Origin of the sequence: Flavobacterium sp., from assembly GCF_035456085.1 — a bacterium.
Taxonomy (GTDB): Bacteria; Bacteroidota; Bacteroidia; order Flavobacteriales; family Flavobacteriaceae; genus Flavobacterium.
This window is the reverse complement of sequence record NZ_DATIDY010000217.1, coordinates 1-24,198: the sequence shown is the minus strand read 5'-3', so window position 1 is coordinate 24,198 and position 24,198 is coordinate 1. Positions and strand designations below refer to the sequence as shown.

Annotated in this window: 22 protein-coding genes and 1 pseudogene; 12 read left to right on the top strand and 11 right to left on the bottom strand. The window is 33.3% G+C overall.

Going from position 1 to position 24,198, the window contains the following annotated elements:
* Positions 1-608: T9SS type A sorting domain-containing protein (locus VLC96_RS16610; RefSeq protein WP_325264714.1), on the top strand; the 608-nt coding region annotated here is incomplete at its 5' end.
* Positions 609-775: 167 nt separating this feature from the next.
* Here VLC96_RS16610 and VLC96_RS16605 read toward each other — a convergent pair.
* Positions 776-1,231, bottom strand: a complete 456-nt coding sequence (locus tag VLC96_RS16605; protein ID WP_325264713.1) for a GAF domain-containing protein — start codon at positions 1,229-1,231, stop codon at positions 776-778.
* Between the two features lie 71 nt (positions 1,232-1,302).
* Here VLC96_RS16605 and xrtF point away from each other — a divergent pair, with 71 nt between their 5' ends.
* The 6 genes from xrtF to VLC96_RS16575 all read left to right on the top strand — a co-directional run bounded on the left by xrtF (position 1,303) and on the right by VLC96_RS16575 (position 6,430).
* Complete coding sequence (gene xrtF / locus VLC96_RS16600) at positions 1,303-1,839, top strand: exosortase family protein XrtF (protein ID WP_325264711.1); 537 nt, start codon at positions 1,303-1,305, stop codon at positions 1,837-1,839.
* On the top strand, positions 1,829-2,272 hold the full coding sequence (locus tag VLC96_RS16595) for an exosortase F system-associated membrane protein (RefSeq protein WP_325264710.1): 444 nt from the start codon (positions 1,829-1,831) through the stop codon (positions 2,270-2,272). Before xrtF ends, VLC96_RS16595 begins: the two co-directional genes overlap by 11 nt.
* Positions 2,273-2,480: 208 nt before the next feature.
* The gene (locus tag VLC96_RS16590) at positions 2,481-2,897 is read left to right on the top strand and encodes an HYC_CC_PP family protein (protein ID WP_325264709.1); all 417 of its coding nucleotides are present in this window, start codon (positions 2,481-2,483) and stop codon (positions 2,895-2,897) included.
* A 63-nt stretch (positions 2,898-2,960) separates the two neighbouring features.
* Entirely contained in the window at positions 2,961-4,973 is a 2,013-nt protein-coding gene (locus VLC96_RS16585; RefSeq protein WP_325264708.1) for a TonB-dependent receptor plug domain-containing protein, read from the top strand.
* A gap of 115 nt (positions 4,974-5,088) precedes the next feature.
* On the top strand, positions 5,089-5,442 hold the full coding sequence (locus tag VLC96_RS16580; protein ID WP_325264706.1) for a heavy-metal-associated domain-containing protein: 354 nt from the start codon (positions 5,089-5,091) through the stop codon (positions 5,440-5,442).
* A 307-nt stretch (positions 5,443-5,749) separates the two neighbouring features.
* A complete protein-coding gene (locus VLC96_RS16575; RefSeq protein WP_325264705.1) occupies positions 5,750-6,430 on the top strand; it encodes a DedA family protein in 681 nt (226 codons plus the stop codon).
* A gap of 244 nt (positions 6,431-6,674) precedes the next feature.
* On the opposite strand, the gene VLC96_RS16570 is transcribed toward VLC96_RS16575, so the two are convergent.
* The 10 genes from VLC96_RS16570 to VLC96_RS16525 all read right to left on the bottom strand — a co-directional run bounded on the left by VLC96_RS16570 (position 6,675) and on the right by VLC96_RS16525 (position 17,419).
* On the bottom strand, positions 6,675-7,877 hold the full coding sequence (locus VLC96_RS16570) for an alkaline phosphatase family protein (RefSeq protein ID WP_325264703.1): 1,203 nt from the start codon (positions 7,875-7,877) through the stop codon (positions 6,675-6,677).
* 254 nt (positions 7,878-8,131) lie between these two features.
* On the bottom strand, positions 8,132-9,763 hold the full coding sequence (groL, locus tag VLC96_RS16565; protein ID WP_325264702.1) for a chaperonin GroEL: 1,632 nt from the start codon (positions 9,761-9,763) through the stop codon (positions 8,132-8,134).
* 80 nt (positions 9,764-9,843) lie between these two features.
* Positions 9,844-10,119, bottom strand: coding sequence for a co-chaperone GroES (locus VLC96_RS16560; RefSeq protein WP_100431955.1), 276 nt, complete (start codon positions 10,117-10,119; stop codon positions 9,844-9,846).
* A 141-nt stretch (positions 10,120-10,260) separates the two neighbouring features.
* Entirely contained in the window at positions 10,261-10,599 is a 339-nt protein-coding gene (gene secG / locus VLC96_RS16555) for a preprotein translocase subunit SecG (protein ID WP_325264701.1), read from the bottom strand.
* Between the two features lie 11 nt (positions 10,600-10,610).
* A complete protein-coding gene (locus VLC96_RS16550) occupies positions 10,611-11,558 on the bottom strand; it encodes a tetratricopeptide repeat protein (protein WP_325264698.1) in 948 nt (315 codons plus the stop codon).
* Positions 11,559-11,613: 55 nt separating this feature from the next.
* On the bottom strand, positions 11,614-12,117 hold the full coding sequence (locus tag VLC96_RS16545) for an LptE family protein (protein ID WP_325264697.1): 504 nt from the start codon (positions 12,115-12,117) through the stop codon (positions 11,614-11,616).
* Between the two features lie 88 nt (positions 12,118-12,205).
* On the bottom strand, positions 12,206-13,468 hold the full coding sequence (locus VLC96_RS16540) for a sigma-54 interaction domain-containing protein (protein WP_325264695.1): 1,263 nt from the start codon (positions 13,466-13,468) through the stop codon (positions 12,206-12,208).
* Positions 13,469-13,544: 76 nt separating this feature from the next.
* Positions 13,545-13,934 (bottom strand): GxxExxY protein, encoded by a 390-nt coding sequence (locus tag VLC96_RS16535; RefSeq protein WP_325264694.1) that lies wholly within the window; start codon positions 13,932-13,934, stop codon positions 13,545-13,547.
* A gap of 57 nt (positions 13,935-13,991) precedes the next feature.
* On the bottom strand, positions 13,992-15,440 hold the full coding sequence (gene miaB / locus VLC96_RS16530; protein ID WP_325264692.1) for a tRNA (N6-isopentenyl adenosine(37)-C2)-methylthiotransferase MiaB: 1,449 nt from the start codon (positions 15,438-15,440) through the stop codon (positions 13,992-13,994).
* Positions 15,441-15,835: 395 nt separating this feature from the next.
* Positions 15,836-17,419, bottom strand: coding sequence for a glycerol-3-phosphate dehydrogenase/oxidase (locus tag VLC96_RS16525; protein ID WP_325264690.1), 1,584 nt, complete (start codon positions 17,417-17,419; stop codon positions 15,836-15,838).
* A 422-nt stretch (positions 17,420-17,841) separates the two neighbouring features.
* Between VLC96_RS16525 and topA the strand changes: the two genes are divergently transcribed.
* From topA to VLC96_RS16500, 5 genes and pseudogenes are all read left to right on the top strand, one after another.
* Positions 17,842-20,361 (top strand): type I DNA topoisomerase, encoded by a 2,520-nt coding sequence (topA, locus tag VLC96_RS16520; RefSeq protein WP_325264688.1) that lies wholly within the window; start codon positions 17,842-17,844, stop codon positions 20,359-20,361.
* A 69-nt stretch (positions 20,362-20,430) separates the two neighbouring features.
* Positions 20,431-21,582: a formimidoylglutamase gene (locus VLC96_RS16515; RefSeq protein ID WP_325264686.1), complete on the top strand. Its 1,152-nt coding sequence runs from the start codon at positions 20,431-20,433 to the stop codon at positions 21,580-21,582.
* A gap of 267 nt (positions 21,583-21,849) precedes the next feature.
* On the top strand, positions 21,850-23,247 hold the full coding sequence (gene porK / locus VLC96_RS16510; protein WP_325264684.1) for a T9SS ring complex lipoprotein PorK/GldK: 1,398 nt from the start codon (positions 21,850-21,852) through the stop codon (positions 23,245-23,247).
* Positions 23,248-23,294: 47 nt separating this feature from the next.
* A complete protein-coding gene (gene porL, locus VLC96_RS16505) occupies positions 23,295-23,924 on the top strand; it encodes a type IX secretion system motor protein PorL/GldL (RefSeq protein ID WP_325264681.1) in 630 nt (209 codons plus the stop codon).
* Between the two features lie 53 nt (positions 23,925-23,977).
* Positions 23,978-24,198, top strand: a pseudogene (locus VLC96_RS16500) (type IX secretion system motor protein PorM/GldM); the annotation flags it as partial.

Genomic DNA, 24,198 nt, shown 5'->3' with positions numbered 1-24,198 from the left:
CAACTCCTGGTACAGAAACGGCATCTTTATTTCGTTCTAAACCTGGTTATTTTGGTCGTCCTTGGTCTGCTAATGGCGAGGTTGTCTTTTATAATACTACGATTGAAACTTCTGATAATCCAAGTTTCTCAGGACAATCTTTAATAGTTGCTGCTGGATGGAATAATTCATTAGGATCATCATCAACTAGTGTGTATGAATACGGAACTATTGAAAAATCAGGGGAAAATAATCAGGCAGGTAGAATAAGTTGGTCAACTAAGCCAACAACTCCTGTTTTAACAGATGGAACTGCTATTACCACATTGAATTTCACTAAAGGTAGTGACGGTTGGGATCCATTTCCGCAATTAATTACTAATGATCCATCACTTGGAATTAAAAAATACCAACCACAATCTGCAGTAAATGTTTTTGGTTCTAAAAATAAAATTGCTGTTTCGAATGTGAAATCTAAATCTCAAGTTTTAGTTTATGCTATAACTGGCGCGTTAGTAAAATCATTTGAAATCGATTCAGATACTAATTTTGACATGAAATCAGGAATTTGGATTGTAGTTGTACAAGCAGAAGATGGACAAAAAGCTGTTAAAGTAATGACTTACTAATTCTTTAACTGTTTACTATTTATAGAAAATCCTGAGTGAAAACTCAGGATTTTTTTTGTCTTTTTTTGTTGATGTGGTGTGATTTTATAAAATAAGTAGAGATGCACTGCAGTGCATCTCTACTGTATTTTGATGAAAAATCCTGTTGGCTGGTAATTGTTTTTAGATTAAAATAATTTTGCAATCTCTCCATTCACAAATTCCAGGAAACGCTCGTCTTCTTCTGTAAAAGGATCAATCACGTGGCTGTCAATATCAATTTGACCAATGTTTTGACCATTTACAAAAAGTGGAACCACAATTTCTGATTTTACTGTGAAACTACAGGCTATATAGTTGTCTTGTGCACTAACATCTGGAACAACAAAGTTGGCATTGCTTTCCGCTACTTGTCCGCAAATTCCTTTTCCGAACGGAATAACGGTGTGGTCAGTTTCTGCTCCAACATAAGGACCAAGGTGTAATGTTTTGGTTTCGTGATTGGCAAAATAAAATCCTACCCAGTTGTAGTACGAAATAGAATCGCTTAATAGTTGGCAAATTGCCAAAAGTTTTTCGTCTCTGCTAAGAGTTAAGTTTGTTGTTATTTCGGTTACTTTCGGTTGTAATTCTTGAAAAGTCATAATCTAATATTTTTTTACAAAAGTATTTAATGCTAATTCTTTAATTGCATAAATTTGGCGAAAATTTAATTTTGAAAAAATATTTTACTCAATACAAACCTTTTCTGGTTTTTCTGGCTAGTTTTTTTGGTTGCTATATTTTGCTTACGCTACTTTACCAACTTTATTTATCGGGTTTTGAAAACAATAAAGTAGACTCCATAACTTACTTGGTTGGCCAAAATACAGAAAGTGTAATTTCATGGTTCTATCAATCGATTCGGGTTTTAGACTCAGAGAATGAACCTTTTCTCAAAGTCTTTTTTCAAGGGATATATGTCGTTCGAATTGTCGAAGGTTGCAATGCAATAAGTGTGATTATTTTATTTATTTCATTTATTGTCGCTTTTTCGGGAACTTTAAAAAATACTTTGCTTTTTATTGTTGTTGGAAGTTTGTTGATTTATATTTTAAACATACTCCGTATTGCAGCTTTGGTGGTGCTGATTTTTAATTTTCCTGCCCAAAGTCACATACTACATGATATTTTGTTTCCTGCTATAATCTATGGGTTGGTCTTTGTTTTATGGATAATTTGGGTTAATAAATTTTCAAAATATGCTAAATAAAATATTTCAAAACAAAGCCCGTATTTTTTGTGTAGTTCTATCAGTAGGATTGTTAATGCTTGTACGAGCTTACGAAAGCCAATTGTTTTATGATCCTTTTTTGATTTATTTTAAAAGTGATTACCAGCATTTGCCGTTGCCAGAATTTAATTCGGGAATGTTGTTTTTAGGATTGCTATTTCGTTATTTTTTGAATACAATTCTTTCGTTAGGGATTTTATATTTTCTTTTTAAGGATAAAGAAATGATTTGGTTTGCTTCAATTTTATATTCTTTATTGTTCCTGATTCTTATAGTTGCATTGTTTTTTATTCTTTATTTATTTAAAAATGATGAAAACTTAGTGCTCTTTTATGTGCGACGGTTTTTAATTCAGCCTTTGTTTGTAATTGTTTTTATTCCGGCGTTTTATTTTCAAAAGCTTAAAAGATAGTAGTAATCTATATTTTGTTGCCACAAATACTTGGACAAATTGTAGGAATGCAAGTTAAAGTATGTCTAAATTCATTACGGCACTTTATCTGATAACAAGTTTGGGATGTATATTTAATAGCTTTGACTTTTTTTAATATTAAATTTCATTTTGAAAGTTTTAACACTCGTTTGAAAAAATCAGTTTATAAAAGTGGTATTTTTGTAAAATGAAAATTAAGAAACACATAAGCATTTTTCTTGCGATTCTATTATTGGTTTCCAATGTAGGATTTGCTTTTGACGTGCACTATTGTGGCGGAAAAATTTCATCTATTACTCTTCATTCTGATATTTCTTCACCAAATGTTCAGGCTCAAAAAGGCTGCTGTGAAAAAGTAGCTGGCAAAAAAGATAGTTGTTGCAAAGACAAGAAAATCATCGTTCAGAAAAAAGCAGATGACAAAATCATCAAATCTTTTTCGTTCCAATTTGATTATGCTTTTGTAATTCCAGAACAAAAATCTATTGTTTTTAAATCTGTCCCTAGTTTTAAAAATGATTATTCACTTACGTACTATTGTGATGCAAATGCACCACCACTTTTCAAGCTGTACAGCCAATATCTCCTTTACGACACGTTATAATTTTTAATTTAGGTTGAAACCATTTTGTGTGGTTTAACATTATTAATTATTATAATAGAAATCATGAATAAACAATCAATAATAGTATTATTACTCTTGCTGGTTTGTTTTAGTTCCTATTCTCAAGAAGATTTAAAGGAAGTAAAAGTGCAAACCAAACGCAAGGGAATACAAAAGTCATATACCTTAACGGGAAATACAACGCTAGTAACCCAAAAAGAATTACTTAAAGCGGCATGTTGTAACTTGGCCGAAAGCTTTGAAACCAACCCTTCTATTGATGTCAATTTCTCAGATGCTTTGACAGGAACTAAACAAATCAAAATGTTGGGACTTACAAGTCCTTATCTATTGATGACTCAGGAAAATGTGCCTTCTGTTCGAGGAGCTTCACAGATTTATGGACTTTCCTTTACACCCGGAACCTGGATAGAAAGTATTCAGATCAGCAAAGGTGCAGGAAGTGTAATAAATGGGTTCGAAAGTGTTTCGGGACAAATTAATACTGAATTGGTAAAACCTTTATCAGGAGCTCCTTTTTTATTAAATCTATACGGTTCAACCGATTCTCGGTTTGAATTGAATGCCAATTTCGATCATAAATTATCTGATAAATGGGCTACGAGTTTGTTGCTTCATGGCAATATGCGAAATTCCAAAATGGATAACAATGATGATGGATTTTTGGATAATCCTCTGCAAAAGCAAGTTAATTTAATTAATCGCTATCAGTATTATAATGCCGAAACTGGTTGGGTAAGTTTTATTAATTTTCAATTTATGGATGATAAGAAACAATTAGGTCAAGTTGATTTTAATTCTGATACTGATAAAGGAACTACTAATCATTGGGGTTCTGAAATTGATACTCGAAAAATCGATGTTTCTTCAAAAGTTGGATACGTTTTTAAAGACATGCCTTTCCAAAGTATCGGTTTTCAAAATGCATTTTCAAGCTACAATCAAGATTCTTATTTTGGTTTGAATGGCTATAATATCAGACAAAACAGTTTTTATTCGAACTTGATTTTTAATTCTATTATTGATAATGATAGAAACAAGTTTGCTACTGGTTTGAATTTTACTTATGACGATTATTCGGAGTTTTTGAATGCAACCAATTACAGTAGAATTGATAATACTGTGGGAGCTTTCTTTGAATATACTTTTGATAATCATGATAATTTCAGTTTGATATTGGGTGGGAGAGTAGATTATGGAAATCGTTTAGGTGTTTTTGTTACACCAAGAGTTCATTTGAAATACAACCCTTGGGAGAAAGGAGTTTTTCGTGCTTCAGTAGGAAGAGGAAAACGTTCTGCTAATATTTTTGCCGAAAATCAAAATCTATTTGCCAGCTCCAGAAGTTTTAGCATTATAAATGATGGTGGAAAATTATACGGTTTAGATCCAGAAATTGCTTGGAATTATGGTCTTAGCTTTATGCAGGCATTCAAAATATTCAATAGAAATGCGGATGTAACAGCCGATTTTTATAGAACAGATTTTCAAAACCAAGTAGTTGTAGATGTTATGGAAAGTCCACAATCTGTGATTTTTCATAATTTGAATGGTGCTTCGTATGCAAATAGCTTTCAACTAGAATTTAATTATGAATTGGCGAGACGTTTAGAATTGCGTACGGCGTACAAATACTATGATATCAAAACCGATTATTTGTCAGGAACCTATCAACGACCTTTACAGGCAGCCCATCGTTTCTTCGGAAATTTAGGGTATGAAACTAATCTGACGGACAAAAAACAACAATGGAAATTCGATTTTACCTACAATTGGATAGGCGAACAACAAATGCCAACGACTGCTTCAAATCCTGTAGAATATCAACTTCCTGAAAAATCACCAGCTTATTCGTTGATGAATGCTCAGGTTACAAAAGTGTTTTCGGATACTTTTGAGTTGTACGTAGGAGGAGAGAACATTGGTAATTATACGCAAAAACCTGCCATAATTGATCCGCAAAATCCTTTTGGCACTTATTTTGACGCAACTAATGTGTATGCTCCAATATTCGGTCAAATGTATTACGCAGGGTTGAGGTTTAAGATCAAATAAAAGTAATTTGGACTTGATTTAGGTATTAAGAATCAAGTATTAAGTATTAGGAGTAAAGAATAAATGAATACATAAATAATTTGAAGTTAAAATAAAAATAATAAAATATAACATCATGAAAAATATAGTAAAAAATATAGTAGCAGTAACTCTAATGACATTCATCGGATTAACAGCACAAGCTCAGGACAAAAAAAATAAAAACGCCAAATACACAACCGAAGTAAACGGAAATTGTGAACAATGTCAGAAACGAATTCAAAAAGCTGCGTATTCTGTTCCAGGTGTAAAAACAGCTACTTGGGATGTAGGAACTCATCAGTTGAGTGTTGTTATTAATGAAGAAAAATGCTCAATGAACGATGTAAAAAAAGCAATTGCCAAAGTTGGGCACGATACAGATAGCATAAAAGCTACTAAAGAAGATTATGACAAACTTCATACCTGTTGTCAATATGATAGATTATAATCTGTTTCTATAAAATAAGATGATTAGAAAAGTGACAATTGTATGGTAAATACGATTGTAAATTTTCTAGAAATGTGTAAAAAAGCGTCAAAATCACAAGGTATTTTGGCGCTTTTGGCAGTTTTTAACCGTTAATAAAACTTTAAAATAATGTATGGTATTGTAGGTCATATAAATTATCATTACTTTCACACTTTAAATAAAACACAACATATTTATGGAATGCGCATGACTCATAGTCGGTTACAGAAACCGTTTATGAAAGGCCCAATTACATATGACCGATAAAAACAAAAAATAGATATATATGAATAATTTTGAATGGACCCAATTAGTAAATCCTGAATTTTATATAACTTTTACAATTGGTGGCGTTCAACTGGGTTTATATATTGTTTTGTTTATTGTCTTTGCCGAAACTGGTCTTTTTGCTGGTTTTTTTCTTCCTGGCGATAGTTTGCTTTTCCTTGCTGGAATCTACAGTAGAGATTTGATTCAGAATGTTCTTTTTATAGAAAGCGATTTTATAAATCTTATTATACTATCCTCGTTGGTCGCTCTATCTGGTGTATTTGGAAACATGGTTGGGTATTGGTTTGGAGCCAAAAGCGGCTATTATTTATACAATAGAGAAGATACCCTTTTGTTTAAGAAAAAATATTTATTACAAGCAAAAGAATTTTTTGAAAAACATGGTGGAAGAGCTATCATATACGCAAGATTTTTGCCGATTGTGAGAACCTTTGCGCCGATTGTGGCTGGTATTGGTAGCATGGACAAAAAGAAATTCATGTTCTACAACATATTGAGTTCTATTCTATGGTCATTCATCCTAATATTTGCTGGACATTATTTGTACGGATTTTGTTTAGAACAATGGGATATTGACTTAAAAGAACATATCGAAAAAATTGTAATCGGAATTATTTTGGTGTCGACTTTACCAGTTTTCTTGAAACTGATTAAGAAAAAAGTTACCCATAAATAATTTTTGATCTCGTGAAATTCACAATACTTTTAAGAATAAATATATCTTCATATAATTAATTAGGATAAGCATTTTTTAAGATCCAGTCAGCATAATGTTTTCGAGACAAAATTGCATTAACTGTTACATACTTTAGATTCCGTAATTTCTTTTACTAAAATGCCGTCAAGATAGGTAAATTGAAAAGCGAACGATGCGCTGTTCGTCTCAATCACTAATGCAGACATCTTGCTCGTACTCAATTTTATTTTCTCAACATCTTATCTACTTCGCTCAATTTCCCATCAACTTCTTCTATTTTTAATCCCAGAAGATTCGCAATTAAAGGATAAACAGAAACATTCTGAAAGGAACCAACTTCTTTGTTTACTTTAAAATTGGGACCTTTAGCATAAAAAATAGCCTGCATGTCTTTCGTTCGATTATCATAGCCGTGAGTACCGCCTTTTATGATTTGAGCTGAATTATTAACTAAACTATATCCTTTTTTGGCTTCAATAACAAAGTCATGAACACGCGGATTACTTCCAAAATGAAATCTTTTTGGGACATCGCTTGCTTTCCAGAATTTAATATGCGGCACTTTTTTCAAGGCACGAGCAATAGAATCCTGACAACCGGGTCTTGCCTGAATACTCATAATAGGATTAATAACATCTTTATATCCTAGCCATTCTGGTTTTAAATAATCTAAAATCACAACCTTTTTTTCATTGCTGATGTCTGTCATTCCGTGGTCTGAAACAATGATTAAATTTATTTCTTTTCCGATAGACAACTGATCTAATCTAGAAGATAATTGCCCCATTAACGAATCCATTTTTCTGACTACTTTTTCATTTTCAGGCGAAAGAGGTCCAAAATTGTGTCCAGTGCCATCAGGTTGATCAAAATATAAGGTGATTAGATGAGGACGTTGTTTTTCAGGTAACTGTAACCATTTAATAACAGTGTCAATTCTAGTTCCGAAAGCGATTTTATCGTCATATTCTTTGTAAATGCTTGGTCGCTTCTGATCGGTATCAGATCCTGGCCAGAAAAAGGAAGCGGTCTTTACACCTTGTTGTTCGGCTACATTCCAAATCGGATTCCCGCCATAAAATCGCGAATCATTTTTCGCTTTTGTGGATAATGCAAAATATTCGTTTAGTGTACTATCATAAAAAACATTATTTATAATTCCGTGATGATCAGGATAAAGTCCAGTAACGATAGAATAATGATTTGGAAAAGTTTTGCTAGGGTAGGAAGGACGCATTGATTTGGCATGCACACCTTCTTTAGCTATTTGATTAAGATTCGGAAGTTTAAAATGTTTAGCATAATCCCATCTGAAGCCATCCATAGAGACCAATACAACATAAGTTTCTTTTTTAGTTTGCGAATGTATAAGGTTACAAAGAAGAAAAAATGTAATAGATAATAATTGAGTAATTTGTTTTCTCATGTGCAATTTTAATGGAATTGTAAAGATACTAATAAACCTTTTTTGAAGAAAACAACTATGTTAAGCTAATATGTTTTTATTGCAAAATAATTTGATTTTAAAAACAGAAAAACCGCCTAGTTTAAAACTAAGCGGTTTTATGGATGTTAAATTGGTACAGATGTACAGCAGTAGAGATGTACAGCAGTAGAGATGCACTGCTGTGCATCTCTACTTCATCATATATCAAATATCATAATTTGTATATAAAAAGATTACATCATGCCTGGCATTCCTCCGCCCATTGGGTGAGCTCCGCCAGCAGAATCTTCTTTAATATCGATTAATGCACATTCAGTTGTCAAGATCATTCCTGCAACAGATGCAGCATTTTCTAATGCGATACGAGTTACTTTTTTAGGATCGATGATTCCGGCTTTAAGCATGTCAACATACTCATCAGTTTTAGCATTATATCCAAAATCTCCAGTACCTTCAGAAACTTTAGCAACTACTACAGAACCTTCAAGACCTGCGTTTTCAACAATAGTTCTCAAAGGAGCTTCAACTGCGCGAGAAATGATTTGGATTCCTGTTTTTTCATCTGCATTGTCAGAAACAATTGAGCTTAAGTTGTTTTTAGCTCTTAATAAAGCTACTCCACCACCAGCAACAATTCCTTCTTCAACAGCAGCACGAGTAGCGTGAAGCGCATCATCAACACGGTCTTTTTTCTCTTTCATTTCAACTTCAGAAGCAGCACCAACATAAAGAACAGCAACACCACCAGCTAATTTAGCTAAACGCTCTTGCAGTTTTTCTTTGTCATAATCAGAAGTTGTAGTTTCCATTTGACCTTTGATTTGGTTGACACGATTTTTGATCATATCAGCATCTCCAGCGCCGCTTACAACAGTTGTATTGTCTTTGTCGATTGTTACTCTTTTTGCAGAACCTAGCATTTCAAGAGTAGTATTTTCTAAAGTATAACCCCTTTCTTCAGAGATTACAGTTCCACCAGTTAAGATGGCGATATCTTCAAGCATTGCTTTTCTTCTGTCACCAAAACCAGGAGCTTTAACAGCTGCAATTTTCAAAGCACCACGTAATTTGTTTACAACCAATGTTGATAAGGCTTCCCCATCAACATCTTCAGCAATGATCAATAATGGTTTTCCAGATTGCGCTACTGGCTCAAGAACAGGCAATAATTCTTTTAAAGAAGAAACTTTTTTGTCATACAAAAGGATGTATGGATTTTCAAGTTCAGCTTCCATTTTTTCTGGGTTTGTTACAAAGTATGGAGAAAGATATCCTCTGTCAAATTGCATACCTTCAACAACATCTACAAACGTATCCGTTCCTTTGGCTTCTTCAACAGTGATTACACCTTCTTTTCCAACTTTTGCGAAAGCATTAGCGATTAATTCACCAATAACTTCATCATTATTAGCAGAAATAGAAGCAATTTGTTTAATTTTTTCAGAATCGCTTCCTACTACTTTAGCTTGTTTTGCAAGATCAGCAACTATTGATTCAACAGCTTTGTCGATACCTCGTTTCAAATCCATTGGGTTTGCGCCAGCAGCAACGTTTTTCAAACCTTCTTTTACGATGGCTTGTGCTAAAACAGTAGCAGTTGTAGTTCCGTCTCCAGCTAAATCATTAGTTTTTGAAGCTACTTCTTTAACCATTTGAGCTCCCATATTTTCCAATGGGTCTTTCAATTCAACTTCTTTGGCTACAGTAACACCATCTTTAGTTACATTTGGTCCACCAAAAGATTTTCCAATAATAACGTTACGTCCTTTTGGTCCAAGGGTTACTTTTACTGCATTTGCTAATGCGTCAACTCCACGTTTTAAACCGTCACGTGCTTCAATATCAAATTTTATATCTTTTGCCATTTTATTTTTTCTGTTTAAAGTTTAATTAGTTTAAAGTTTTAAGTTTATCTTGATACTTAATTCTTCCGACTTAATACAATTTATATAATTGCTAAAATATCGTCCTCACGCATAATTAAATAATCTTTTCCTTCTAGCTTTAATTCGGTTCCAGCATATTTCCCGTAAAGCACAGTATCACCAATTTTTACAGTCATGGTATGGTCTTTAGTCCCATTTCCTACTGCTACTACTGTTCCTTTTTGCGGTTTTTCTTTGGCTGTATCTGGAATAAAAATTCCTGACGCCGTTTTCGTTTCAGCTGCAACAGGCTCGATAAGAACTCTGTCTGAAAGAGGTTTAATGTTTAATGTCATGATTTTTTATATTTATGTTATTATTAATTTGTTTTTCTTCTTTTCAGAAATTATGCCATAGTATATTTACTGACATTTTTTCTTATAAAAAATGCCAGCTTTTGACAGGCTGGCATTCTATATATTTTTTGTTGTAGATGATTATTTTGCAGGAGCAGCCGGAGCAGGAGTAGCTGGCACATTTTGAGCAGGTACATTTGTTTTTGGAGCTGCAGATTCAGTTTTGTCAATGATTTTTGAATCTGAATCGCTTAAAGTTCCTGTGAAACTTAAGCCAGAAAGCAAAATTAAAGCAATTAATATAGTCGCTAATGTCCAAGTACTTTTGTCTAAGAAATCAGTTGTTTTCTGAACACCACCTAACATTTGAGAACCACTTATTGTAGAAGAAAGTCCACCACCTTTAGGGTTTTGAACCATGATTACTACGATCAATAGAAAACATACTATTGTAATTAAAACTAAAAAAATTGAAAACATACTATTTATTGTTAATTGTTATTTTGTTGTATTATCTTAATATCTTTTATACGGTCTGCAAAGAAACTACTTTTTTCTGGATATTTCAAAATTAATATCTCATAAGCTTGTATCGCTTTTTGATATTTTTTTTGCTCCAAATAAACCTTTGCTAAAGTCTCGGTCATTAAATAAGAATTATCTTCTTTGTTAAGATCCAAGTTTGGTGTAAAGACAGCTCCGGGCTTGATTGGCGGAATTTTTGGGCTGGTTTCTATGAACTTATCTATTAATTCGGCTTTTTTCTTTTTCTGCTCGTCAATGACAGGTTCAGGTTTTATAGGTACGCTTGTCTTCTCTTTTGGGATTTCACGAATTATAGGTTGTATTCTCGAAATTTGAAGCCATTGATGAAAAGAATGTGTCTCGGATTTTGAAAAATCTATTGGTTTTCCAATTTCTAATTTTTCTTCTATTTGTATTGTTTTTTCGTCAGTTTCTGGAGTTGATTCTTTAATAGAACCAAGTATCGATTGCTCAATTTTTTTATCTATTTCGATTTTGTCTATAAAAAGAGAATTGCTGTAAGTATTTGTAGCTTCTTTTATTGAAGTCAAAATAGAGTTTTCCAAAGGAGTTTTTCTTGCTGGCTCTTCTTCTTTAGTGATAACTTTACTATCGACTACAGTTATATTGAGCAATTCCTCTATTTTTTTCTCATACGTTTTTCTTTGAATAGCTGTAAATGATTCAGATGTTATAAAATCAAATAAAACACTTCGGTCTGTTGTATGAGCAGCAGCGATTTTTAAAGCAAAATTATATTTGTAGCTATTTTGATTGTAAAGTCCCTTTAGACGCAATGCTCGGGCACTTTGAAAGTATGGAAATTCATCCAATACTTTTTCTAATGCCAACGTTTGAGGATCGTCGATTTCTTCAGGTTGGTTTAGTAAATAATTATAACTACTAATGTTCATTTTTTATGTGTTCAGTATTATGATTTTGATATTTAGATTTAAATCGAATGCTAATTTACCACTTGGCCAACGATTCGTTGAAAATATCTTGAGTAATTCTTTCAAAAATTTCTTTGATCGCAGCATCTTTTGTCGCTCCTGTCAATTGTTGCGTTGCTGGGTAATCATAATAAAATTCAAAAGATTTTTCGAAATCATCTTTCTCATGTTTTTTATTTGTAAAGCGAACATTCACTCGAATTTTCAAACGGTTTTGCGCTGCTTTTTGATCTGCAGTTGCGGTCATCGGGCTAATTCGGTAATCTGTTATTTCTCCTTCATAGGTTAAATCAGCATTGTTTTTTACCAAGTGCAAATTTGTTTGATTTTGAATTAAATCCTGTAAAGTAAGCGTAAAAGTTCTATCTATACCAGGTTCAACCAAATCAGAATTATTTGGGAAAAAATTCACCTGATACGTATTGGCATCAATTTTACCGGTACCCGTAAAGTTATACACTGAACAGCTAACGGCTGTAATCAGAACAAAAAATAGTAATACTAAATGTGTTTTTTTCATGTTGTTAAAATGAATTCCAATTTAAAGACTATTGAAATTTAATGAATTTCCAAATGTAATCTTTTTTAGAATTTGAGTTTTGTTTTTATTACAAATTAAATTGTTTGATTTTTCGATATAATGTTCTTTCTGAAATTCCCAATTCATCTGCTGCAGCTTTTCGTTTTCCTTTATTTTTTTCTAATGACTTTTTGATCATTTCGATTTCTTTCTGTTCCAATCTTAAAATTTCTTCCTCTTCTATGGTTTCGGCCAAAAGATAGTTATGAGAATCTTGTTCTTCGTAGTTTTCCTCTACATTTGGATTGGACAAATAAGTATTACGTGGTTCTTCTTCAAAATCAATTTCGCTGTCATCTTCTTTGGAACCATATATTTTTTTGATCAATGATTTGTTGGTTTCCTGAACATTCGAATTTCCATTTTGCATTAATTCCAAAGTTAATTTTTTCAGATCATGCAAATCGCTTTTCATGTCAAAAAGGACTTTGTACAAAATTTCTCTTTCAGTATTAAAATCGCTATCGCTTTTTTTGTCTTTAATTACTGAAGGTAAAACGTTATTGTCTTCAGATGGTAAATACGATTGCAAAGTAGTGGCACTAATATCTCTGTTGGTTTCCAAAACCGAGATTTGTTCGGCTACATTTCGCAATTGTCTAATGTTTCCACTCCAACGAAATTTTTGCAAAAGCAAAATTGCACTTTCGTCCAATCTCAAAGGAGGCATTTTGTATTTGTTGGCAAAATCTGCAACAAATTTTCTAAACAATAAGTGAATGTCTTCTTTTCTTTCTCGCAACGGAGGAAGGACAATATCTACTGTGCTTAAACGGTAATACAAATCTTCACGAAATTTCCCTTTTTCTATAGCTTTGAATAGATTAACATTGGTTGCTGCTACGATTCGGACATTCGTTTTTTGAACTTGCGATGAACCTACTTTTATGAATTCCCCATTTTCTAAAACACGCAATAAACGTACTTGAGTTGTAAGCGGTAATTCTCCCACTTCATCAAGGAAAATGGTTCCGCCATTAGCAACTTCAAAATAACCTTCACGGGTGCTGGTTGCTCCTGTGAAAGCTCCTTTTTCGTGACCAAAAAGTTCACTGTCAATGGTTCCTTCTGGAATGGCACCGCAGTTTACAGCAATGTATTTTCCGTGTTTACGGTGGGATAAGGAATGTATTATCTTTGGGATGCTTTCTTTTCCAACACCACTTTCTCCAGCTACCAAAACCGAAATGTCGGTAGGAGCAACCTGAATGGCTTTCTCTATCGCACGATTAAGTTTCGGATCATTCCCAATAATTTCAAATCGTTGTTTTATATTTTGAACTGTTTCCATTTTTATAGTAAGGCTAGAAGCAATCTTGTTATTTTATTTTTACCACAAATTGCACAAATTTTCACAAATTCGTTTTCTATGTATTTATTAATCTTTTGTGAACTAATGATTTATTTTGAAAATTAGCGATTATTCCAACTGGGGTATCAGCTAGTTTCATATAATTTAATGTTTGTGCAAGATGGTCATTGCTAATTTCTTTTATTGATTTTACTTCGAGAATAATATCAGAGTAAACTACAAAATCGGCATAAAATTTATGTGGTAAAATAACCCCTTTATATTCTACTGCATACTCTTTCTCTCTTTCGTATGGAATGTTATGATTTTTGAATTCTATTTCTAATGCATCTTTATAAACTATCTCAAGTAAACCAGGACCTAATAATCGATGCACTTCCATACACAAACCAACAACTGTATAATTTTCATCTTTTTTATAATAGTATTCATTTGAATTACTCATGCTAATCTTTTAACCTAATTAATTTGTGAAAATTTGCGTAATTTGTGGTAAAAAAAATCAATTCATACTCGAATATCCAACAGCTTCCCCTATCAAAGTTCCGCTGGTACAACTTGTTATTTTTACATTGACAAAATCTCCAATCTTATAATTCTCTTTTGGGAAAACCACCGTAATGCTTTGTGAATTTCTTCCCGAAAACTCTTCGGCTGATTTTTTAGAAACTTTCTCAATCAAAACTTCGACTGTTTTTCCAATAAATTCCTCAGAACGAATCCTAGAGTGTTTTTGTTGCAAATCAACAATTTCCTGTAATCGTCGCAATTTGGTTTCATTCGGGACATCGTCTTCCATTTTTCTTCCTGCCAAAGTTCCCGGACGTTCAGAATAGCTATACATATAACCAAAATTATATTTTACATATTCCATCAAACTCAAAGTGTCTTGGTGATCTTCCTCAGTTTCTGTCGGGAATCCCGAAATCATATCTTGAGTTATAGCAGCATCAGGAATAATAGAATGAATTTTATCAATTAACGCCATGTATTCTTCACGAGTATGCAAACGATTCATTTCTTTTAGGATTCTGTTACTACCCGATTGAACAGGTAAGTGAATGTGTTTGCAGATATTTGGATATTTGGCAATAACGTGCAAAATACTCTCATGCATATCCTGTGGATTCGAAGTCGAAAAACGAATACGCATTTTTGGAAATGCAACCGCTACCATTTCTAATAATTGATCAAAATCAACAGCCGTTGCTTTTTGCATTTCGGTTGCATTGACAAAATCTTTTTTCAATCCACCTCCATACCATAAATAACTATCAACGTTCTGACCCAAAAGTGTGATTTCCTTAAAACCTTTATTCCACAAATCCTGAATTTCGTTCATGATACTTTGCGGTTCACGGCTGCGTTCACGTCCACGGGTAAAAGGCACCACACAAAACGTACACATATTATCACAACCTCTGGTAATCGAAACCAAAGCTGTAATTCCGTTGCTCATCAACCGAACTGGCGAAATATCTCCATAAGTTTCTTCTTTTGACAAGATTACGTTGATGGCATCACGACCATCTTCAACCTCGCTCAATAGATTGGGTAAATCTTTATATGCATCAGGGCCTACTACAAGATCCACGATTTTTTCTTCCTCAAGAAACTGACTTTTCAAACGTTCCGCCATACAACCCAAAACTCCAACCTTCATCTTCGGATTCACTTGGCGTTTCACAGCATTATATTTTTCCAGACGTTTGCGTATTGTTTGCTCTGCCTTGTCACGAATCGAACACGTATTAACCAAAACCAAATCGGCTTCTTCCAAAATCGAAGTCGTATTATAACCACCATCAGCTAATATGGAAGCCACTACTTCACTGTCCGAAAAGTTCATCGCACAGCCATAACTTTCTATAAAAAGTTTTTTAGTATTCTCAGGTTTATGTTCCAGAACAAGGCTGTTTCCTTGTTTGCTTTCTTCAATTATCTTTTCCATTTGGCTATTTTCAAAGCGCAAAGATAAGGGAATTACAGTGATTATGACAAGATGTCAGCCGAAGAATTAACAAAAATTAAAGGCATTTGAAGCTATTCCCGCTTTTCGTTACAAGTCCTCGCACCAAAAGTATAGTTTCTAAAGTTCCAGAAAGAGCTTCCGTTGGTCGCTTTTCTGCAACAGGAAACTTTTACTTTTGGTACTCCGGGCTTTTCACTACAATCGGGGCTAGGGCTTTAGGAAGTAAGTTTTATTTTTGGGCAAGTTTTTTCAGTACAATTTTTAAAAAAAAACTTGCAAAATAGACTAACTTAAAACATATAAAAATCAGTGATAATTTGAGAAGTTGATATAGTTTTTATTCCTGATTATTCGTGAAATTCGTGATAAAAAAATTATGGTAGCCTAAATTCTTTCAATAAAAACCCATTAGCAACCGCCTTAAAATCGACCAATTGATTTTGAATCCAAGTTTCATCATAACCTAATTCTTTAGCCAATAAATAAGCCACTTTTCTTGAACTTTCAATCGCAGCGCGAGCGTCTAGAAATAGTAATCGCACACGTCTGGCTAAAATATCTTCAACCGTAATAGCCATTTCGTGGCGAATTGCCCAAACCACTTCGGCCAAAGTGTACTCATAATTTGGATGTAATTTTTCAGTAAGCTCATGCTCGTCTTTTTGTAATTCTAAAATCGCATCGGCATCAGTTCCATAGACTAATAAATGGTTTTCAAAATCAGCTGAACTATTTGCCTTATTTCCATGAATAGATAATCTTTTAGTGTCGCTCTTTCTTTTAGGTAATTTATGAACTTCAATAGTTCTGTTTACAGTGTCTTCGGCAATTTTCCGGTAGGTAGTCCATTTTCCGCCAGTAACGCTAATTAACCCAGTTTTGGAAATAATTATTTTGTGGCTTCGGGAAACTTCTTTGGTGTTTTGTTCTTTTTTTCCTGGAACAGACAAAGGTCTCAATCCTGCAAAAACTGATAAAACATCGGCTCTTGTTGGTTTTTTTGTTAAATATCTTTGAGCCGTTTCTAGCACAAATTGAATTTCTTCTTCTAACGCTATTGGTTCTATGTCAGTTTTTTTGACCAAAGTATCAGTCGTGCCAACAACAATTTTATTATGCCACGGGACTGCAAAAAGAACTCTTCCGTCACTTGTTTTTGGAATCATTAAAGCGTTGTCTCCAGGTAGAAAAGACTTGTCAAATACTAAATGAATGCCTTGGCTAGGAATTATGTATTTTTTATAAACTGCATCATTCATTTTCATAATAGCATTGGTAAAAACTCCCGTTGCATTAATTACGGCTTTGCATTTTATAGTATATTCTATTTGGGTTTCTTGGTCGATTACTTTGACTCCAATAATTTGTTTTTTATTGTTTTTAAGTAGTTGAATGACTTTAAAGTGATTTAAGACACAAGCTCCTTGTTCAATAGCAGTTTGTGCCAAATTAATGGCTAGACGAGAATCGTCAAATTGTCCATCATGATAAAGGACGCCGCTTCGTAATCCTTTTTGTTCTATCGAAGGAATTTGTGCGATGGTTTGTTTTTTGGATAAAAATTTGGAACTCCCAAGGCTTAATTTACCAGCAAGTAAATCATAAAATTTTAGTCCAATCGTGTAAAATAAACCTCCCCACCAGTTGTAATTAGGGATAATAAAGGATTCATTTTTTACCAAATGGGCAGCGTTTTGGGCCATTATTCCTCTTTCCTGAAGCGCCTCGATAACCAAAGCGATATTGCCTTGTTCCAAATAACGAACCCCGCCGTGAACTAATTTGGTGCTTCGGCTGGAAGTGCCTTTGGCAAAATCTACTGCTTCAAAAAGTACTGTTTTAAAACCTCTGCTTGCTGAATCTACTGCAACTCCAAGTCCATTGGCACCGCCACCAATAATGACAATGTCCCAAATTTGTTCTTCGTTGAGTTTTTTTAGTTGTTCATTTCGGTTCATTCAGTGTAATTTTGGTGAGGTAGCTTCGAGTAAATTTAGGAATTTTTTTTAATGGATTTATTTTTGAAAAAACTAATTATGGATTTGATACTATATATAGGTATAAATAAATTATTACTGCGATTTTTTTCTGGTTCTTAAAAAGCGAAAATGTTTGTTGATAGCCCCGATAGCAGTGGAAATCCTTGTTGCCCGGGGTTCGGGCAACAAGATTGAAACGTATAGCGGGACTGATGTTTCTTACTATTCCTTTTGTTTCTGCTGCTAAAAAAATATAGTACTTATTAAATTGTAAATGATTGAAAATTTTGTGCTTTGAGTGTTAAGAATAATTGTCTTTGTAGATTTAAAATGTATTTAAAACCAATGAAAGGGCGATATTTAAAAAAAAAAATTACTTTTGCGATTCAAACAAAAGCAACATGGCAAAGAATTTAGTGATAGTTGAGTCCCCAGCAAAGGCAAAAACAATCGAAAAATTTCTAGGAAGTGATTATCAAGTTGAATCGAGTTATGGACATATAGCCGATTTACCTTCTAAAGAAATTGGGGTTGATGTCGAGAATGGATTCACACCCAAATACGAAGTTTCTTCGGAGAAAAAAGCGTTAGTGTCCAAATTAAAGACTTTAGCTAAAAATGCCGAAATGGTATGGTTGGCGAGTGATGAGGACCGCGAGGGAGAGGCTATTTCTTGGCATTTGGCGGAAGAATTGAAACTTAAAAAAGAGAAAACGAAGCGTATTGTTTTTCATGAGATTACAAAAAACGCTATTCTTAAAGCTATCGATAAACCACGTGAAATTGACTATAATTTGGTTAATGCACAACAGGCTCGAAGAGTTTTGGACCGTTTGGTTGGATATGAGTTATCGCCTGTACTTTGGAGAAAAGTAAAAGGTGGTTTGTCTGCTGGTCGTGTGCAATCAGTTTCTGTTAGATTAATTGTAGAAAGAGAACGTGAAATTCTGAATTTTACAGCCGTAGCAACTTACTCTGTTGTAGCTGAGTTTACAAATGAAGCTGGGAAGTCTTTTAAAGCAAAACTTCCAAAAAATTTCAATACTAAAAAAGAAGCCGAAGATTTCTTAAAACAAAATATAGGCTCTACTTATAAGGTAGGAGATTTAGAAACTAAACCTACCAAAAAATCCCCAACAGCGCCTTTTACCACTTCGACTTTGCAACAAGAAGCTGCCAGAAAGTTGTATTTGCCAGTTGGAATCACCATGCAATTAGCACAACGTTTGTACGAAGCTGGACTTATCACTTATATGAGAACAGATAGTGTGAATTTGTCTAAAGAAGCAATGGATGCTGCTCAGGCAGAAATCATCAAATCCTATGGTAAGGAATTTTCATTTCCACGTACTTTCGTGAATAAAAGCAAAGGAGCACAAGAGGCTCACGAAGCAATTCGTCCTACCGATATGTCTCGTCATACTGTAGATATTGACAGAGATCAGGCGCGTCTATATGATTTGATTTGGAAAAGAACGTTGGCTTCGCAAATGAGTGATGCACAATTAGAGCGTACCAATGTTAAGATTGAAGCGAATAATCATGGTGAAGTTTTTACAGCTTCGGGAGAGGTTTTGCTTTTTGAAGGTTTCCTAAAAGTGTATCTTGAAGGACATGATGACGAAGAAGAAGAGCAAGAAGGTCTATTGCCAGCTTTAAAGGTTAATGAAAAATTACAAAACAATTATATAACGGCTACCGAAAGATATTCGAGAGCCGCTGCAAGATATACTGAGGCTTCTTTAGTTAAAAAATTAGAAGAACTTGGTATTGGTCGTCCATCTACTTATGCACCAACTATTTCTACCATTATCAATAGAAATTATGTTGAGAAAGGAAATTTGGAGGGGCAAGAACGTAATTATACACAATTGACTTTGCAGTCTGGGGAATTAGCTGAGAAATTATTAAAAGAAAACACAGGTTCTGATAAAGGAAAATTAGTTCCAACTGATATTGGTACGATTGTTACGGATTTCTTAGTTAAGAATTTCGGGAATATTTTGGATTATAATTTTACTGCCAAAGTAGAGCATGATTTTGATGAAATTGCTGAAGGAAATATTGAATGGACTAAAATGATGCAGGAGTTTTATAACACATTTCACCCAACAGTGAAAGATGTTGAAGCTAATGCTGATAGAGAAAGTGGAGAACGGATTTTAGGTATTGACCCAGAATCAGGGAAACCAGTTTCTGTTCGTTTAGGTAAATTTGGTCCAATGGCTCAAATTGGTGATGCAGATGACGAACAAAAAAGATTTGCCAGTTTAAGACATGAGCAAAATATTGGAAATATAACTTTGGAAGAAGCTTTGAATTTATTTTTGCTTCCAAAAAATTTAGGTACATATAAAGGAGAAGAAGTAGAAGTAAGTAATGGTCGTTTTGGTCCTTACGTAAGACACGGAAGTGTTTTTATTTCGTTACCAAGAGGCGAGGATCCATTGGATGTTTCAATGGTTAGAGCTCAGGAATTAATTGATGAAAAAGCGATTGCCGATGCACCAATTGCTGTTTATAAAGGTGAAGGTGTTCAAAAAGGTACTGGTCGTTTTGGTCCTTTTATCAAATGGAACGGAATTTTCATTAATGTTAGCAAGAAGTATGATTTCGATAATCTTTCGCAATCTGATATTGAAGCGTTAATCGAAGATAAGTTGCAAAAGAATATTGATAAAGTGCTTCACAATTGGGAAGAGGAAGGTATTTTAGTAGAAAAAGCTCGTTGGGGTCGTTCTGTTATAACTAAAGGTAAGATTAAAATTGAATTGAGTAAAGATGTTGATGCAACCAAATTAACATTAGCCGACGTTCAAGAAATGATTGCTAAAAAAACGCCAGCGAAAAAAGTTGCTGCAAAAAAAGCAACAGCTGCTAAAAAAACAGCTGTTAAAAAAACCGCTACAAAAAAGAAATAAAGCATTAATTGAATTTTAATTGTATTTCAAAATTGGTTTGGAATTAATTGAGTAAATAAATAGATAAAAATGGAGTTTGATTTTTTAGTACCATTAGATGCTGAAATTCTAGATTATATACAAGGTTTATCTACTCAACATTTGGGGAGTAAAATTGTATTACATACTAATGATTCTGCTCCTGATTTAGATCAAATTAATATTGCGATAATCGGTGTTCTTGATAATAGAGGTGATCGAAATGCTAAAACTACTGTTAATTTAAGTCATGTTCGAAAAGAGTTGTATGGAATGTTTCCAGGTAATTGGAAAGCAAGTATAGCTGATTTAGGAGATGTGCTTGCTGGAAATTCAAAAGAAGATACTTATTTTGCAGTAAGGAAAATTACCTCTTCATTAATTAAAAAGAAGATTATTCCAATAGTCATTGGGGGTTCACAAGATATGACATATGCGCTTTACAGAGCATATGACGATTTAGAACAAATGGTTAATCTGGTTTCTATTGATAGTAAGTTTGATTTTGGTAAAGAAAATGATGCAATTACTTCTGATTCGTTTTTAACTAAAATTATAATAGATGAGCCTAATAACTTGTTTAATTTTTGTAATATTGGCTACCAAACCTATTATAATTCTCAGGAAGAAATCGATTTGATTGAAAAGTTGTTTTTCGACGCTTATAGGCTGGGAGAAGTTTCAAATAATATATCAATTTCTGAACCTGTTTTCAGAGACGCCGATTTGGTTAGTGTTGATTTAAGAGCGATAAAATCATCTGATTCTGGTAATTTTATTGATTTTAACCCAAATGGTTTTAATGGTAAAGAAATATGTTCATTGTCCAGATATGCGGGAATAAGCGATAAAGTCAGTTCATTTGGAATTTTTAATCATAATAATTCTAAACAGGAGGCTGTAATAATCTCACAGATTTGCTGGTATTTCATTGAAGGTTATCATTATCGCTCAAATGAATACCCTTTTGGAAGTAGAGAGAAGTATTTAAAATATATAGTACCGCTTGAAGAAGAAGATTTAGTTTTTTATAAAAGTGATAAAACAGACAGATGGTGGATTGAAATTCCATTTGTTGTGAGTTCACACAATAAATTAAAAAAAAGTACGTTATTACCGTGTTCGTATGAAGAGTATTTGGCTGCTTGTAATCAGGAAATGCCCGAAAGATGGTGGAAAGCACAACGAAAAAATATTTTGTAAAACATGTAATACAGGTCAGATTAACGAATTTTTTAGAGAAATAGTTAATTTTATGTGAATTATTAAAGTATTTACGGTATACTTACAAAATTTTTAAAAACATGATTTTTATCGTGTTTTTTTAGCGCTTAGGCGATAAAAAATTTTTTTTTATGAATTTTTAACATACATTTGACCAAATAATTTAAGGCTCTAAAGATTTGTTTGAATAGTAAAATAAATAGATTTACAGTCTAAATAATTAATGAATAGATAACCCCAATTTTTATGAAGAATTTCATTGCATTTACGGCAATCATAACTGTGTTGATTAGCTGTGGTAGATCAAGCGACAAAGGTGAGTTGGTTGGTGTAAAAGGAGCAAAGTGGCACCCTGAAAAACCCTATGGAATGACATTAGTACCAGGTGGTTCGTACATCATGGGTAAATCTGATGATGATATTGCTAACGTCGGTGATGCTCCAACAAAAACAGTTACAGTAAGGTCTTTTTATATGGACGAAACTGAAATTACTAACAGCGAATATCGTCAATTTGTAGAATGGGTAAAAGATTCTACAATACGTTTACGTTTGGCTATCTTGGCCGAAGAAAGTGGACAAAGTGCTCCTGCAGATGGAAAAGGAAAGAATACAGGTAGTATAGCAGACTATGCTTTTAACGATTCTAATCCTGAAAAAATGACTGCATATGATAAATATATGTATGACAACTACTATAGCGTTGGAACGGATAAAGATCCAAATGCTTATAAAAGACTTAACAGAAAAGCTAAGCTTATAAAAGATGTAAAAAAATATCCAGACGAATATTATGTTGAGGTAATGGATTCTATGTATTTACCATTAGAAGCTTCTTATAATGGTTTAAGAACTATGGATGTTAATAAGCTTAAATTCCGTTATACTTGGATGGATATTCAGGCAGCTGCAAAGGCTAAAGTTGGTAAAAGACAAGATTTTATTAGAACTGAAGAAGTAAAAGTGTATCCTGATACCACTGTTTGGATTAAGGATTATAGCTATTCTTATAATGAGCCAATGCACAATGATTACTTTTGGCACAAAGCATATGGAGAATATCCTGTGGTAGGTGTTACTTGGAATCAAGCAAAAGCTTTCTGCGAATGGAGAACTTTAAATAAAAATATCTATATAAAATCTAAGAAAAAACATTTTGATAATGTAAATGCATTTAGATTACCTACAGAAGCTGAATGGGAATTTGCTGCAAGAGGTGGATTAGAGTCTGCAACTTTTCCTTGGGGAGGTCCTTATACAAAAAGTGATAGAGGATGTTTCTTAGCTAATTTTAAACCTAACAGAGGTGATTATGCAGCCGATCAGGCTTTATACACTGTAGAGGCTAAGTCTTATGAACCTAATGGTTACAATTTATATAATATGGCTGGTAATGTATCAGAGTGGACTGACTCTGCATACGATTCTAATTCATATGAATTTATGTCTACAATGAACCCTGCTATTATTGATAACTCAAACAAACGTAAAGTAGTTAGAGGTGGTTCTTGGAAAGATGTTTCTTATTTCTTACAAGTGAGTACTCGTGCTTTTGAATATGCTGATTCAGCCAGAAGTTATATCGGTTTTAGAACTGTCCAAGATTATATGGGAACCCAAACAACTAAAAACGGAAAAAAATAATTAAATAAATAACCTACTAAATATATTAACTTTAAAATTTTAAAAAAATGGCATTATTGAGCAAAAAAGCAATGAATTTTACCTATGGTATGGGAGCGGCAGTAGTAATTATCGGAGCCCTATTTAAAATTCAACATTATCCAGGAGCTAGTGCATTATTAATAATTGGTCTTTGTACTGAAGCTTTTATTTTTGCTCTATCGGCATTCGAACCAGTTGAACATGAATTAGATTGGTCTTTGGTTTACCCTGAATTGGCTGGTGGTGAAAAAGCGGAGAAAAAAGAAGTTGTATCTGATGATGTAGATGGAATGTTATCAAGTAAATTAGATGCATTATTGAAAGAAGCTAAAATTGATGGTGAATTAATGAATAGTCTTGGAAACAGCATTAGAAATTTTGAAGATGCTTCTAGAAACATTTCTCCTACAGTTGATTCAATTGCTGCAACAAAAAAATACAGTGAAGAATTGTCTATGGCTGCATCACAAATGGAATCTTTGAATAGTTTGTATAAAGTACAATTAGAGAGTGCTTCAAGAAATGCTGAGGCTAATAAAGAAATTGCTGAAAATGCAAGCAAATTGAAAGAGCAAATGCAATCAATGACTGCAAATATTGCATCTTTAAATAATGTATACGGTGGTATGCTTACTGCAATGAGTAATAAAGGATAATTAGTTTTTTAACTATATATTTTTAATATTAAATAATAAACTAATTAGAAAAAATGGCAGGAGGAAAATTAACCCCTAGACAGAAGATGATTAACCTGATGTACCTGGTTTTCATCGCGATGTTAGCATTGAATATGTCCAAAGAAGTATTATCTGCATTTGGATTAATAAACGAAAGATTTGAAACGGCTAATAATTTGGCATTATCTACAAATGAAGCTATTTTAGCAGATTTAGATCTTAAAGCCCAAGATAAGCCTGAGCAGTATAAAGT

Excerpts from the sequence above, each read along its gene's own strand:
- VLC96_RS16515 (WP_325264686.1), top strand. The coding sequence starts at position 20,431 with ATGGAGTTTGATTTTTTAGTACCATTAGATGCTGAAATTCTAGATTAT.
- groL (WP_325264702.1), bottom strand. The coding sequence starts at position 9,763 with ATGGCAAAAGATATAAAATTTGATATTGAAGCACGTGACGGTTTAAAA.
- VLC96_RS16605 (WP_325264713.1), bottom strand. The coding sequence starts at position 1,231 with ATGACTTTTCAAGAATTACAACCGAAAGTAACCGAAATAACAACAAAC.
- VLC96_RS16525 (WP_325264690.1), bottom strand. The coding sequence starts at position 17,419 with ATGAACCGAAATGAACAACTAAAAAAACTCAACGAAGAACAAATTTGG.
- porK (WP_325264684.1), top strand. The coding sequence starts at position 21,850 with ATGAAGAATTTCATTGCATTTACGGCAATCATAACTGTGTTGATTAGC.
- VLC96_RS16575 (WP_325264705.1), top strand. The coding sequence starts at position 5,750 with ATGAATAATTTTGAATGGACCCAATTAGTAAATCCTGAATTTTATATA.
- VLC96_RS16540 (WP_325264695.1), bottom strand. The coding sequence starts at position 13,468 with ATGGAAACAGTTCAAAATATAAAACAACGATTTGAAATTATTGGGAAT.
- VLC96_RS16545 (WP_325264697.1), bottom strand. The coding sequence starts at position 12,117 with ATGAAAAAAACACATTTAGTATTACTATTTTTTGTTCTGATTACAGCC.
- VLC96_RS16595 (WP_325264710.1), top strand. The coding sequence starts at position 1,829 with ATGCTAAATAAAATATTTCAAAACAAAGCCCGTATTTTTTGTGTAGTT.
- secG (WP_325264701.1), bottom strand. The coding sequence starts at position 10,599 with ATGTTTTCAATTTTTTTAGTTTTAATTACAATAGTATGTTTTCTATTG.
- VLC96_RS16585 (WP_325264708.1), top strand. The coding sequence starts at position 2,961 with ATGAATAAACAATCAATAATAGTATTATTACTCTTGCTGGTTTGTTTT.
- VLC96_RS16590 (WP_325264709.1), top strand. The coding sequence starts at position 2,481 with ATGAAAATTAAGAAACACATAAGCATTTTTCTTGCGATTCTATTATTG.
- VLC96_RS16560 (WP_100431955.1), bottom strand. The coding sequence starts at position 10,119 with ATGACATTAAACATTAAACCTCTTTCAGACAGAGTTCTTATCGAGCCT.
- porL (WP_325264681.1), top strand. The coding sequence starts at position 23,295 with ATGGCATTATTGAGCAAAAAAGCAATGAATTTTACCTATGGTATGGGA.
- topA (WP_325264688.1), top strand. The coding sequence starts at position 17,842 with ATGGCAAAGAATTTAGTGATAGTTGAGTCCCCAGCAAAGGCAAAAACA.
- VLC96_RS16570 (WP_325264703.1), bottom strand. The coding sequence starts at position 7,877 with ATGAGAAAACAAATTACTCAATTATTATCTATTACATTTTTTCTTCTT.
- VLC96_RS16580 (WP_325264706.1), top strand. The coding sequence starts at position 5,089 with ATGAAAAATATAGTAAAAAATATAGTAGCAGTAACTCTAATGACATTC.
- miaB (WP_325264692.1), bottom strand. The coding sequence starts at position 15,440 with ATGGAAAAGATAATTGAAGAAAGCAAACAAGGAAACAGCCTTGTTCTG.
- VLC96_RS16535 (WP_325264694.1), bottom strand. The coding sequence starts at position 13,934 with ATGAGTAATTCAAATGAATACTATTATAAAAAAGATGAAAATTATACA.
- VLC96_RS16550 (WP_325264698.1), bottom strand. The coding sequence starts at position 11,558 with ATGAACATTAGTAGTTATAATTATTTACTAAACCAACCTGAAGAAATC.